The 12693-nt window shown below is 39.0% G+C and carries 10 protein-coding genes, 1 tRNA gene and 2 pseudogenes; 2 read left to right on the top strand and 11 right to left on the bottom strand.

What is annotated here, in order from left to right:
• The first annotated feature begins 2 nt into the window (after window positions 1-2).
• On the top strand, window positions 3-494 hold the full coding sequence (locus ODOSP_RS00070; RefSeq protein WP_013610377.1) for an anion permease: 492 nt from the start codon (window positions 3-5) through the stop codon (window positions 492-494).
• 38 nt (window positions 495-532) lie between these two features.
• Window positions 533-871, top strand: a complete 339-nt coding sequence (locus ODOSP_RS00065; protein ID WP_013610376.1) for a hypothetical protein — start codon at window positions 533-535, stop codon at window positions 869-871.
• A 5-nt stretch (window positions 872-876) separates the two neighbouring features.
• Here the strand turns inward: ODOSP_RS00065 and ODOSP_RS00060 are convergent.
• The 11 genes and pseudogenes from ODOSP_RS00060 to dnaA all read right to left on the bottom strand — a co-directional run.
• Window positions 877-1707 (bottom strand): annotated as a pseudogene (locus ODOSP_RS00060) (IS1634 family transposase); the annotation flags it as partial.
• A gap of 206 nt (window positions 1708-1913) precedes the next feature.
• A pseudogene (gene tnpC, locus ODOSP_RS00055) lies at window positions 1914-3458 on the bottom strand (IS66 family transposase); the annotation flags it as partial.
• A 103-nt stretch (window positions 3459-3561) separates the two neighbouring features.
• Window positions 3562-3945 carry an IS66 family insertion sequence element accessory protein TnpB gene (gene tnpB / locus ODOSP_RS00050; RefSeq protein WP_013610374.1) on the bottom strand — a complete coding sequence of 128 codons (384 nt, stop codon included), beginning with the start codon at window positions 3943-3945 and terminating at the stop codon, window positions 3562-3564.
• Window positions 3933-4349 (bottom strand): IS66 family insertion sequence element accessory protein TnpA, encoded by a 417-nt coding sequence (tnpA, locus tag ODOSP_RS00045; RefSeq protein WP_013610373.1) that lies wholly within the window; start codon window positions 4347-4349, stop codon window positions 3933-3935. Before tnpA ends, tnpB begins: the two co-directional genes overlap by 13 nt.
• A 439-nt stretch (window positions 4350-4788) precedes the next feature.
• Complete coding sequence (locus ODOSP_RS00035; RefSeq protein WP_013610372.1) at window positions 4789-6441, bottom strand: AAA family ATPase; 1653 nt, start codon at window positions 6439-6441, stop codon at window positions 4789-4791.
• Between the two features lie 19 nt (window positions 6442-6460).
• Entirely contained in the window at window positions 6461-7306 is an 846-nt protein-coding gene (locus ODOSP_RS00030) for a DNA adenine methylase (protein WP_013610371.1), read from the bottom strand.
• Window positions 7307-7310: 4 nt separating this feature from the next.
• Window positions 7311-8699 (bottom strand): hypothetical protein, encoded by a 1389-nt coding sequence (locus tag ODOSP_RS00025; protein WP_013610370.1) that lies wholly within the window; start codon window positions 8697-8699, stop codon window positions 7311-7313.
• 228 nt (window positions 8700-8927) lie between these two features.
• On the bottom strand, window positions 8928-10061 hold the full coding sequence (locus ODOSP_RS00020; protein WP_013610369.1) for a site-specific integrase: 1134 nt from the start codon (window positions 10059-10061) through the stop codon (window positions 8928-8930).
• A gap of 266 nt (window positions 10062-10327) precedes the next feature.
• Window positions 10328-10403, bottom strand: a tRNA-Lys gene (locus ODOSP_RS00015).
• A gap of 85 nt (window positions 10404-10488) precedes the next feature.
• The gene (locus tag ODOSP_RS00010) at window positions 10489-11088 is read right to left on the bottom strand and encodes an IMPACT family protein (protein ID WP_013610368.1); all 600 of its coding nucleotides are present in this window, start codon (window positions 11086-11088) and stop codon (window positions 10489-10491) included.
• Window positions 11089-11241: 153 nt separating this feature from the next.
• Complete coding sequence (gene dnaA, locus ODOSP_RS00005) at window positions 11242-12666, bottom strand: chromosomal replication initiator protein DnaA (protein WP_013610367.1); 1425 nt, start codon at window positions 12664-12666, stop codon at window positions 11242-11244.
• Window positions 12667-12693 lie beyond the last annotated feature (27 nt).

Below are 12693 nucleotides of genomic sequence, written 5' to 3'. Positions count from 1 at the left end.
GTATGGAAACAACAAAAACAACCGAAAAATTCAAGAGTGTACATCAAACTTTCAGTTACACCCCCCCAAGTGCCTGGACAAACCAATGGTCAAGCCTGGCATTTGGGATAGGTATAATCGTCGTACCTTTGATTTACCCTTTTGGGTTACGTATCAGGCGGGCGGTCATCCTCTCTCCAGCAGTCTTTTCCACGATTTTGATTATTGGCGGTGTACTACTGCTTATCATGACATACTTTGACATTCGTAAGGCCCGGGTGCTGGCAGCACAGGGAGGAACCATTACCGTGGATAAAGGACGGGTGACATATCCTGAGGTAAATAAAAGCAAAATCGAATACAACTCTTTCCTTATTTCCGACATCAGCTATATAAAAGACGATAACGAAGAAAACCAATTTAAGGTAAGTCTTCCTGATAAATACATCGTATTCGAAACCAAGTATTTTGCATCGCAGGAAGACTTCGAAGAGTTTCGTTCTTTATTCAACTAATCAATTCCCCATTTATATAAAAAACAACTTAAAGAATTATGAATGTAAAATTATTGAAGAACCTGTTTGTGGCATTAGTTGCAGCCATCTCTATCTCTTCCTGTTCGTCTGCAAATGATTGTGCAATGGCTTCCGATGAAGGTGTTGCTAAAATAAAGGAACTTATAAAAGCCCATGTGGATATAAACGAATGTAAAATTTACCGCATAGAATGGAAAGAAGACTGGAAAGAACGCAAATTGGAAAACGTATTGAGTCAAATCAGCGTGGATTACATCGACAAGGAGGACAATGACTATAATCTGACCATCAATTATACGGATGGTGAATTTGTACCCGAAGAACCGAGAAAAGGAAAATCCGTATTAAACTCCTGACTTCGTCAATGCGTACCCCAAAACCCATCATTAAACAATGGTGCGATCCGTTGATGACGTTTCATAAGCATTGTTCTTGTTATAGTTTGCTTACTTTGAGGTAAAGTCACCTGTATCGTGACTATAGTCTGTGCAAGCGCCAGCACTTTATCTACACTCATGTTTATATTGGATAGCTTCAGTAGTCTCTCTAGCTCTTTGTAGACTTTAAGTGCCACAAAGCAGATGCACACGTGAGCTTCTATTCTCCTACGGGTAAAATGAAACATCGGCCTTATCTCTATTTTTGATTTTGATATCCGGAAAGCCCTCTCAACATGCCAGAGATTATGGTATGCGGCGTATACCTCGCTAACAGGAATATCCGTGTTTGTAAGATACCCTTTAAGACCGTCCCATTTCTCGTCCGCTTCAAGCTTATCATAATTTATGGAAACCTTTACGTCTCCTTCCATTTTTAAGAATTTGTTGTAACCACGCTTGTTAATGTTGTCTTTCGTAAGTGTTCCTCGGTTATAAGCCTTTTCCAAACGGCGTATTCCCTTTTCTCTGTTATAGGCGTCCTTGCGGGCACGGTCGTCGGTATATCCTACCAAGAGTCGCTGTCCGTTACCTTTGTCGTACTCTATCATTTGACAATTGACCTTCGGCTGTGCAAGAATCCACTCCTGTATTTTCTTGCTTTCATTCTTTATCTTTGCGCCGATAATATATTTGTAGCCATTACTCTCAAGGTCCGCTATATTATTGCCGTTCATAAGCCCGGAGTCGGCTACGACAATAAAATCATCAAGACTGTACTTCCTGACAAATTCAGTCACGACAGGTAACATTGTAAGCGGTTGGGCAAATACATCTTGTAGATTTGATTTTTCCCAAGAGAGATCACTCTGCTTGAGTTATGTATATGTGCAGTGGTAAGACTTATCGGTTCGTCAGAGTTTCAGGTTGCGTGTACAGTTTGTCTATGGACAGTCCTGGGATTGTCCATAGACATTCCCGGGACTGTCGGGAGAGTGTCGTGGCTTTGTCGGTATCCACCCCATCTGTCAGGAAGGAGCTCGGTGAGTTTTTTCTCTGACTTGGGAGTAAGATAATAGGGAAGTTTGCTGATTACATCATTCAGCCACTCACGTGGATTGACTCCACATTCCTTACAGGAACCGAGTAACGAGCAGATGACAGCCGTGTTTTCAGCCGCTTGCCGATTTCCACAGAACAGCATATTCTTTCTGGTCAAAACCATAGGTCTAAGTGCGTTCTCCGCCCTGTTGTTATCTATAAAAATTCTTCCATCGTACAGATAATGCCTCATTCTTGGTATGAGAGGATAAGCGTAGGCTATAGCCTTCCCCATCAGACTGCGCTTAAGCACTTTGGGGTATGTGTTCTGAAGCCAGAGCTCGAAGGCGTCAAGTAGCGGACCGGCCAGACGTTGCCGTAGCGCTGCACGTTCCTCATAGGAGAGTTGCCGCTCATCAGCCATATACTCCACGTTATACAGATCTTGTATAAATTTAAGTCCTTGCATGGCATATTCCCGGTTCTCTTCCCTGCATGACTCTATGTGGCGTCTGATATGTGCGAGACATCCGCACAGGCGCACGTCTTTCCGGTTCTCAAAAGCGTCATAAGCGGAGTAACCGTCACACTGGAGGTATCCTTTGAACGTTTTCAAGAGATCGATCGCTACCTTTTGAGAACGCGATCCGTTGTCATAATGGAAGAAGAGCAGGCGCGGCACCGCCGCTCGTACTATCCAGATATACTCCTTTGCTGCCTTGTGCCTGTCATGGTCTATGACCGGGAGAGTGGTTTCATCCACCTGTATGTAGTCAGAGGAGAGGACTTTCTTTTTGAGTTCAAGGTAAAGAGGTCTTAAAAGTTCACAGACCGGCTTGAACCAGCCATCCAACGTGTTTCTCGACAGTTTCACTCCCAGATGTTCCGGTTGCTTGACCTGCCGGTAAAATGGAACGTGATACTCGTATTTCTGTAAAAGTATCTCCGCGAGCATGGAAGCCCCGGGCATACCTTTATATATAGGCATCAACGGCAATGGAGCGGTGACTACCATCCGCTTCCCGTTTTCAATGGCCTCCGTTTCGTCTTTGATTGCATACGTGGGGCGTACCGTGTCTTTTACATAGAGGTATCCGGGTTTCATCTCAAGGGTTCTGGTGTGTTCCTCGCCTATCTTGACGTATTTGTCAAGGTCGAGGTTTTCCGGCTCGATGATAACCGTCACGACCGGAAGGTCGTCCATGATAATCCGATTGCGGCGTGGAGTTTTACCGGCGACTTGAGGTTTGGGGGTGATAATCTGTGCCGCCTTGTTTCTGGCCGCTTCGATTTCCGCCTCTATCTGTCCCAAGTCGCCGTAATCAAAAGGGAGCATGGGGTCCCCGCTGTTTATAGGATTGCATTTCTCACTCATCTTCCCGAACACTTTCCTTTTCAACCATGCAAGGGAAGCGTTCAGTTCAACTATCGTGGCACGGAGCTCCTCTATGGTCTTGGCCTGGGACTCGATGATCTCACTTTGCTTCCGGTTCGTCTCCATCAGCAAGGCAAGCTGTTCCAGCATGGGGGCCGTCACCCGCTTCGGTATATCTTCTTTCGTTGTCATTCAATATCCTGTTTGATTGTATAAAGGTAGTGAAAAACAACCGGAAAAGCAAGCCGGCAAGCTATTTGTTTACAGATATTTGCCAGTGTCTTTTCAGATCGGAGAGCCGTCTTTGCCTTCCCTTTCGTTTGTCCTCGTTGATGCCTTCCACCATGATGACAAGATCACTCCAGGTCATGGGGTACGAGTGGGTTTCAGGATCATAAGCGGGGATTTTAAAAGTTCCTTCCTCAAGCAGTTTCTCGTACATCACCAGACCTCCCGTTTCTGCGTGCAGAAGCTTTATACGGTTTTTCAGCCTGTTGATAAAGATGTACACATCTCCATTCCGGACATCCCCGTTCATTTTTTCCCGGATCAGACCGCTCAAGCTGAACATGCCCTTACGCATATCGGTACTGCCGGGGCATAAAAAGTAACGCATGGAGTCGTTCAGGCAAAACATGTTCCACACAGTTTAGTGAGCAGGCTCAAAGCGGCTTTACAACCACCCGTGCCCTTAAATTTCATTTTAATCCCGTTGGGAAGCTCCAGGGATATTTCCGAGTTGTCAGTACATTTACCGGAAGTTTTCTCTGTCTTTTGCGGGCACAAGGCAGGTTTGGACTGGAACGTTGGTGCAGACACATTGTTGTTGTCTATGCTTATCGGAACAAAACCATCCATGCCAGCTGTGGGGACACTTCCGGATTTAAGCTCCTCGTCCGATATATTGAAACGTGAGCGCCAGTCGTAAAACTGGGAACGGTTATATCCTTCATTCGCACAAAAATCCTTTACCGTTAAGTTGCTTTGGCGTTGTCGAAGAAGAATATGGAAAAACTCCTCCCTTGTCATATATTTTGCCATAAATCCTTTTTGCACACAAAGATAAACGGGAAAGGATATTATGACAAGATGTATTTGCTCAACCGCTTACAGAAGTATATTAACACAAAATTCTTTCATTTACTTGTTGCGCCTCTAAAAATCTCACAGCACGCTACACAGAGTGTCTACCGTCTTGTCCCTTTGCAAAACTTCACATCTTCAAGTGATATTGACTGGAACAAGGCTATTACTGAGATAGATCAGCAACTCTATATCAAATACTCTCTGACAGATGAGGAAATCGCTTTCATCGAATCAATGATAAAACCAATGTGAATTCTTATTTCAATAAGTCTTATCCTAAGTTTGAAATTTGATTTTTGAGTTGCCAATTCATATTCAAAAAAATATTTTATTGAGGTTCTAATGTAATGAAAGCAATTCAGCGTTTACCCACTACAAGTAAACGCTGAACATTTTATTTGTTTATAAGAGTTTCAATAGCAGTTTTGAAATCATTAATGAATGGAGTGATTACTTTGATGTTGTCGTTGTAAAAATATGACATCAAATTTGTTTGTTCAAAATGAATCATATTAGTCTTAAACCATTCTTTTCTAGTTACACGTAGTGGCTCTTGTCCTGCTACCATAGGAAATGTTTCAATTATTGAATCTTTAATCAATTCAATATTATATCTATGTGGAAGATTGTTCCAATATGGATGTTCAAGATTTTCTAAAAGTTTTGACAAGTAGTTGAAAACTTGAAATTCAGGAGTTCTTAATTCTGCATTATTGACCTCATTGTCAATAATGGCAGGTAGAGCCAATATCGTTTTAGATTCCTTCATGATTGGTATTATCCTATCATTCAAAAGTACATCATTATCAAAAACAATAACTACTTGTCTGAAGTAATCATCAATAGTATATAATGTTTTTAAATTATCACATCCGAGTTTCGCAGAAACGAATATTAAATCGTACCCATAGCTTAATTTCGAATCAAAATTCTCTATTTCTAACATTTTTTTGAAAAACCATTCTGCTTCTTTGTCTTCAAAATATATCTTAATTTGTGGCGTTACGTCATCGAATGCAGGAAGAATACCAAGCATATCTCCTTTGATATTTTCATAAGTCGGATATTCCATTAACTTAGGTCTTAAAACATCTTCAATATATACCACAGAATCAATATTCCTGCCAGACCGAGCTGTCTCATCATTAATTTTAAGAACTTCTTGAATAATAGTCAATGAATGAGATGTCATTATAATTTGCAAGTTCAAACTTTTGGCTTCCTTTTTTATAAGCTGTATTAGTTTGATTTGTGCTCGTGGATGAAACCCTGCATCAATTTCGTCAATTAAAAGAATCCCTCCATTATAGTTGGGGTTTTCACGTTTTAATTTTGCAAAAGAAGCTAATGCAGTAATGATAACACCCAAAGAATCTTGACCCAAAGAAATCGTTCGAGTAGAATGTTCAAATTCGGGTAATAAAGACCTCTTTGTTGTCCCCTTTAATTCTTGTTTGGTAATATGATCGCTATCAACAACTTTATTGTCAATAATGGCCTTGAATTTTTCCCGAATATATAGCTTGTCCTCATCCGATAATGCCTTAGACAATTCCGAGTTAAGACTGCTTTGGTATTCTCCGTTAGGTAACATTCTACTCATACTCAAGAACATTGTGGGTATAGGAACTTTTGCTGAAGGACCAACATTCCATCCTTCTTGTTCACCTCGAGGTACCACTTTTAAACGTTCTATTCCTTGTTTCTTATCTGAATGTTTGGAAACATTACATATCTTCGTCAGATCCTCTTTACCTTGTTCGGAATATGTTAAAGTAAAATATGGCTTATCTGCGGATTTTTTTACATAATCTCGTGCAATATCAAGATAAAACAATTCATGCAATTGTGCTTGAAAAGAACGCTTAAGTAGCGTTTTCCCTTCACTGGATTTTAACTCAGACCCATTAGCAATAAGACCAAGTAGGGTGGATTTTCCAATGCCATTATGACCTGCTATAACTGTCAGACGCTCAGAAATATTAATTGTAAGATTTCTGAACATTCTAAATGGAATGTCACCAAACGAAATACTTTTAATCTTCATGTAGACCTGATTTTATATGCTAAAATAGTTTGTGGTTTGGTATAACTAGATTATTGGAAAATATCATAACTTCTTTCCCCTTTCCTGAATTACTTGCACTGTAATTTAACTCAAAAGTTTTTTGTCTGAACTTAGAGTATAAGTCTACTATAAAATCAACATTGTCATATGATATAATCCATTTCTGTTCTTTAAAATCGCTTATTGATTTGGCAATATTTTGATGATCTGTGTCATTGTAATAGTTCAAATAAAGTCCTTTGCCTTTTACATAGTATGGTGGGTCTAAATAAAATAACGTATTATACGGTAATTCATTTTTTAACCGTCGTACTAAAGAAACAGCATCTTCATTTGTTAAATGGATTCTATCTGCATAATCTGCTATACGTTGAATCCTTTTTATCAAATCTTCTTTGTTAAATCTTGCATCAATCTTATAATTTCCAGTTTGGTCATAACCGCCAATGACTCCTGCTTTCAATATTCCTGAACGATTAGTCCTATTCAAGAAGAATGTAGAAAAGCCTAATTCTAACAGGTCTGAATTCTCTTTATTGGATTGAATTTCTTTTTGTTTAAACCAAGTTTCAATGTTTAAAGGGGTATCCTTTATCATCTTGCAGAGAGCATCCGCGTTATTTAAGGCACTATACCAAAAGGCATAAATAGATATGTCCTTATCATTTATATGTATGTCGCTGACATATTCATTAAAGAGCAAAGATAAAGCAACAGAACCACCTCCAACATATGGTTCAACATAAGTGCCATCGAGCAATGCGTTTTCTTTGATTAAGCATTGTACGAAATCAGCAACTTTAGCCTTACCGCCAGGGTATCTTAAAGGTGATAGAAATTCCATAATATTATTCTTTATTCTTTATCGATTCCCACAATTGGATAAAAAAACTTTCTATGTTGTCCCATCCAGTAATCAAATTATCTGCTTTAGGATAGAAAAACTCGTTATGAACATATGCATTCAATGATTCGATTGAAAGAACTGAATTTTTATCATTTATTTCAGACCTTATGCCCTTTGATAAGTCATTACTCATTGTTCCTAATTGGGTCATATGATTTAAGACTTTACCAACTTTCCCTTGCAAACTTTCACCAGAAGAACAAGCCGTAATAGCATTGTTTCTTACTAAATCAAATTTCTCCAAATAGGCATCAACAGATAGTTCTAAAAATACTCTTAAAAGGACTGAAGATGCATTGGGGCATGTCTTGACCTGAACATGTTTTAGCTCCTCGAAGATTTTATTAATTTTCGGGTTGCTGATATGTAAATTCAAAGACTTGGGCACTAAAGCTCCTCTGTTTCTTGTTTTCCTGTTTTTATCCCCTTTTATTTCTTGTTTCTCGCTATTTCTTGATGCTTGTTCTTTATTGTTTTCAATATCTTGAACACTCCATTGTTCAGATGCTTCATTAGACAAATCTGGCTTCTGACTCTTGTCAAAATTATCAATATATTGCTTTCTTTTTTCTCTGTTATAAATATCAGAAACTTTGAATTCCGGATTCAGAATATCTGTAACAACTTTTAAAAGACCCTTAACAACTTCGGACACTTTAACCTTTGAAACCAAAATTCCATTGTTAATTTCCAAGCCAAGGTGTTCTCTAACATATGGATCCGACATCAAACGTTGCAAGTTGGTAATGTTTAATTTAGATAATGAATCCTTAATCGTATCAGAAACCTCTTCTTGTGATTTTAGTAAAGTGATAATTTGCAATGGAATTGATGATTTTCCTTCTGTCTTCTCCTCGAATCTTTGCTTTTGTTGAGCATTCCAAGTGACAGTTCCGATACCATTAAGTTCTCCTGAGTGTTTACGTTTTATCCATATATCAGCTTCAGTTGGAGTTTCAAAAACAGCGCAAGTAATATTCTTCAATTCAGAAATAGCATTGGGATTTTCTTTTTGCAATTTCTGAAATTTCTTCCTTAAAGAAACATACTTGTCATCAACCAGTGTTGGATTGTTTAATAATTTTAACGATGTTATTCGTCTATTACCTTCGAGTACTATATATTTGCTGTTATCTTCATTAGGTGTTACTATAATTAAATCGACAGGGCTAAGACCATTGGTTACAATATCATCTACAAGGGAATATAATTTATCCCCTTGATCCTCTACCATCTTATCTATCGCTTCCTTTTGTGAAGAAAGAGGCTCAAATCTGTAATTTTCAGTATTGACAAATAGCGATGTCAATTTTATCGTTCTTATAACCATGGCAAAACCAATACTTGTTAGTTTGCAAAGTTACTCATTTTTAGTGAAGTTGGCAGTATTTGAACAATAAAAATGCACAGGAATCTGTGATTTTGCACGATTTTGCAGGATGAAGTTTATTGTAAATCAATTCTAATCACTATCTTTGCATTGCAAAAAGGCGTTCTTTTGATTTAATGCAAGACGAGGTAAAATACAGAACTTCACTCGTTTCCAAATCGTTACCTATCAAGAAACGAATCTTTGCAATCTATTCAAATTCAGCGACAAAGGCAATTCAATATGCCTTGCCGCGTGAAAAGTTATATGTTTATCAATATTACAAAGCGTTGCTATTTCATCAAGATACTCATTCATTTTCTGATTACTGATAACAGGAAGTAATTTCCCGTTTGGTTGCCTATTTTTGTATTTTTCCAGTATTGCTTTGGGTACGTCTAATAAGGGAACATTAGAATTAACAAGAGTTTTCTGTCGTTTTGTTTTAATCCATATATTCCCGTCAAAGGAACGCTGAATATGTTCTTCTCTCAAATTATCTATATCGACAAAAGATAATCCGGTGTAACAACTGAATACAAATATATCTCTGACTTGACTCAGTCTTTTAGAAACAAATACTTTATTTGCAATAATATCCAGTTCTTCCTGTGTCAGATACCCTCGATCCACTTCATCAAAATGAAATTTAAACTTATAGAAAGGATCATTTTGAATAATCCCAGAATCCCTTGCAGAAGCCACGACTTTACTTAATCGCTGAATAAATTTCATTGATGTATTGTTAGTACACTCATGCTCCTTACGAAGATACAGATAGAAGCCCTCTATAAAAAATATGTTAATCTTACATAAAGGAATATCCTCCACTTTATATTTTTGCTTCATAAAATCAATTAACCGCTCTTTAGTAAGCACATAACGGGAATAAGTTCTTTTAGTTACTAATTTTGCATCGACTTTTAATTTATATTCAGCATTGAATTTTCCAAAAAAGTCTATCAATGTCGTTTTCCCCCTTTTTTCTTCGGCTACTCTTTTCAAAGTCCTTTCATCCTGTCCTAAGTAAGCTTCCCTTATTTTTTCGGCTGTCACATAGCCATCTTCTGCAGATAAAGTCTGATAATGTGCTGATATAACTTTACGTATTGAATTAAGCATTGTATTTAACTGTACAATTTCTGCACTTCGTCCTATTGCTTTCCCTTTCGCCACACTCCATAATTCAGATTTGATTGATAAATGAGGGCGAAACTCCACCGCATTCCCATTTACAGTAATACGACCGATAATCGGCATTTCTCCGTTTTTATTGCGGACAGTTCGTTTAAGAAAAAACGATAAAGAAAAGGTACTTTTCATAATCTCATTTTTAACAACAAACTTAAATATTGTATTGTAAATGAGATAGTCTATGTACATGACAAGATCGGTCAGATAACAGCCATTCCATGTAATTACGTGGCCATTTTTTAAATCTTAAAACATAGCCATAAATTAGCCACAAATTAGGGGTATTATGTGGCTATTTTTAGTCTTTTGACAGGAATACCATCAAAAGAAAAACTCCTACAATACCTTAATATTGAAGGAGTTGTCCGTTTTTTGCTGCCTTTTGGCTTTTCTTTTGGTGATCCAGCTGGGATTCGAACCCAGGACCCCAACATTAAAAGTGTTGTGCTCTACCGGCTGAGCTACTGAATCGTCGTTTCTTTCAGAACGCGGGTGCAAAGATAGGGAGGAAATCGGAGTTTGCAAATTTTTTATGGCTTTTTTTTCTAAAAAAATATTACTCTTCGATAATACTTAAAGAATCGATTTTCTCCAAACGTTCTATTAGTTTCGGGAGTTCTTTTCGGCGGATCGCCAACAACATTTCGCAGGATAATTCAAAGTTGCGTTCCAGAACTTCGGGATTTTCCTCCTTGATCACCTTCATGACATCGTTCAGGACTAGGTAACTGAACCGAATCCGCAAAATTTCATCTACGGTTTTTTCGACGATGACGGCATTCCGGATGGCATCGGCAGCAGCTTCACGATAGGCATTGATCAACCCCGATACCCCCAGCTTGGTTCCCCCGAAATAGCGCACGACAACAATCAGTACATTGGTCAGGTCGAAAGATTGAATCTGTCCGAATATCGGCTTGCCGGCTGTAGAGGAAGGCTCTCCGTCATCATTCATCCGGAAATGGGTCTTAGCAGCTCCTAAGCGCCAGGCATAACAATGATGCCGGGCATCGTAATACTTTTCTTTTATCCCGGTAATAATTTCCCGAATTTGTTCTTCGGTAGCCACAGGGTAAACAAAGGCCAGAAACTTACTTCCTTTTTCTTTATATAAGCCTTCGGCTACTACTTCGACGGTTCGGTACAGATCTTCCATTCCAATTACAAAAAAGGACTCAATTACTGCCTCCAAAGAAGAGTAATTAAAAAACTTTCCGTTCCAATCGGGCACCTCAGCAGTTAAACATTCAGTTTACCGAATCTTCTTCTATTCCGGTTGGAACAATGCGGCTTCAGTAACAATGCCGCTTTAATTCCGGCAATACAATTTCCGTTGAATCTCCTCCACCTGGATCTTAAAATTCCGGTCAGTTTCGATCAGGTCGGTGACCGCTTTGCAGGCGTATAAGACCGTAGCATGATCTTTTTTACCGATTTGGCTACCGATATACGACAAAGAATACTTCGTATAGTTTTTACAGAAATACATAGCCAGTTGACGGGCTTGTACCACCTCACGTTTTCGGGTTTTCGTCTGTAAAAGCTCCGACGGAATATTAAAATGTTCACAAACCACTTCCTGGATTTTATCGACCGTCAATTCTTCCGTAGGTTTCTTCACCATTTTTCCAAGGATATCTCTAACGACGTCCACCGTCAGGTCCCTCTTATTAAAAGTCGACTGAGCCAGCAAAGAAATCATCGCTCCTTCTAATTCCCGGACATTATGATCGACATATTTACAGATATATTCGATCACTTCTTCTGAAAAATCGATACCGTCTTTCCGGGCTTTGTTCAACACGATTTCTTTACGTGTATCGAAATCCGGCGCCTTGATCTCGGCCGATAATCCCCAACGGAAACGGGACAGCAAACGATCTTCCATTCCTTCCAATTCGGCCGGAGCCTTATCACAAGTCAGGATCAACTGTTTCCCGGACTGATGCAAATGGTTGAAAATATGGAAAAAAGTATTTTGAGTACCGGTCTTTCCGGCCAGTTCTTGTATATCATCCAAAATCAATACATCGATCAACTGATAGAAATGAAGGAAATCGTTCACTTCATTCCGACGCACCGCCTCTGTAAACTGAGTCTGAAAGATATTGGTCGACACGTACAAGACGACCTTATTCGGAAAATTCTGTTTCACTTCCAGACCGATCGCTTGTGCCAAATGTGTTTTTCCGAGCCCTGAACCACCATAGATCAACAAAGGATTGAAAGCCGTTCCTCCGGGTTTCTGAGCGATAGCCATACCGGCAGACCTTGCCAAACGGTTACAGTTGCCTTCGATATAACTTTCCATGGTATAGGAAGGATTCAACTGGGAATCTATCTGAATCTGATTGGAAGCCCGTTCAAACGGGTTCTTCAGCGTACTGTGACCGGTCTGATCCAGATAAACCGTGCTGCTTGCAGGCTTCCTTACCGGATTAGAAGCTAAAGTCGTTGTCAGTGGCTCAGAAGGTTTACTTCTCTCCACCACAACCGAATAAGCCAATTTTGCATTGGGGCCGATTACCGCTTTCAAAGCACTCTTCAGAATATCGATGTACTCCCCTTCCAAAACTTCATATACATAAGCACTGGCAACCTGAATTGTCAGTACATCATCTTTAAAACGAACAGCACGTATCGGCTCAAAAAGCGTCTTAAACTTTTCAGGCAATACTTGCTTTTGAATCAAAGACAAACATTTCAACCAAATATTCTTACCTTCCTTTTCCATAGTCTATTGTTAGTCAGGTGTTTCTTA

This window comes from Odoribacter splanchnicus DSM 20712, from assembly GCF_000190535.1.
Lineage (GTDB): Bacteria > Bacteroidota > Bacteroidia > Bacteroidales > Marinifilaceae > Odoribacter > Odoribacter splanchnicus.
This window is presented reverse-complemented; position numbering and strand designations above follow the sequence as displayed.